General features: G+C 23.0%; 1 protein-coding gene. It reads right to left on the reverse strand.

The genetic code is table 11. From position 1 onward, the window contains the following. Positions 1–1445 (reverse strand): hypothetical protein (locus L8X50_RS08180; protein ID WP_412175490.1); only part of this gene is annotated, 1445 nt, incomplete at both ends.

The following is a 1445-nucleotide window of genomic DNA, read 5'->3' on the forward strand; positions in this document are numbered from 1 at the left end:
TACAAATCCCCCTTACTCATACTTTCTTTATTCTTGCTTTTTTCTTTTTCATTATTTGGATTTGAAATTTCTATTTCTTTAAAACTTTTAGAGCATTCTTTATCTGTGTATAATCTAACACAATACTTTCCCCAAGTCTTACCTATGCTAAAAGGATAATCTTTTAAAAAATCAGGTTGTTTGTTGTAATTAATCTCATTGATTTTAAAATAATACTTTCCTTCAGGTAAGCTTCCAAATTTATCTTTAATACTTTCATCATCATAGTAAAAATATGCTTTTTTCTTGGTAGTTTTATCTTTTATATCTTGATAAAAACTAAAAGCAATTTGTTTATTTGATGGTTTTAAATTATCAGCTTTAGCTACTCCACTTCTTGCCATATAAGAAGATATTAAATCTTTTCCTTTAAAATGATATAAATAAAAACCATCATATTTAAAATAATCTTTATTTTTAAACCTAAGTATAAGTCCTATTTTATGATTGATATAATTATTAAATATTCTTTTGCTATCTTGTAAGGGTTTGGCTAAATAAGCTTTATTATCTTCTAATCTAACTTTAAAACTATGACAATTACTAAAGTCTTTTTCTCTATCAAATCTTATTTTACCTTCTTTATTAGTTTTTAATTTTAATACGCTTTGCTTGATTAGTTTTTCATGATCATACCCTTTTATACTAATACTAGCATTATCAATAGCCTTGCCATGTTCATCTTGTATGATAAGGCTGATGTAATTTGAAGTAGCAGTGTTGTTTATAATGTTAGTGTTATTGTGGGTTAAATTTAGATCTTGATGGTTTAAATCATCATAAGCATAGTGCTTGCTTATCTTTTTAGGTTCTAATTTTATATTTAAACTATTTTTAGCTAAAACATAGTTTTTAATCTTACAATGATAATAATCATAAGTAATGTTTAAATCTTTTAAAGCATATAAATTATTCTCATCATATTTAAGATAATAATTTATTTTTTCATCATTGAAAGAAAAAATTTCATCTTCCTTTGCGCCTAAAAGAAGTTTTTCATAAAAAAATACTCTTGTTTTTAGTTTATTAAAATCTAGATTATAGTTTTGTTCTAATAAAGCTATATTGATTAATGACTCATCTTTAACAAATATATCACAATTGTTCTCATAAAGATGTAAAAGATTTGACATAGATGAAGCATTGTCAAAAAATATAAGCTTTTTATTTTTTTCTTTGTTTTCTAAGATGAAGTGGCTTAGGTTTTTAAGGTGATAAGATACAATCTTAAAATCTTCTTTTATATCATCTATAATGGTATTGCTTTGTTTTATTTTTAAAGAAGTTTCATTGTTAAAATTTGTATTTTTTATTATAGTGTCTATACTTTCTTTTGTATTGTTTTCTTGATTTGAATTTAAAGAAAGTTCTTTGAAATTTATACTTTCTTTTATATTACTTTTTTG

Source organism: Campylobacter sp. CNRCH_2013_0898h, from assembly GCF_025772965.1.
In the GTDB taxonomy this organism is placed as follows: Bacteria; Campylobacterota; Campylobacteria; order Campylobacterales; family Campylobacteraceae; genus Campylobacter_D; species Campylobacter_D lari_D.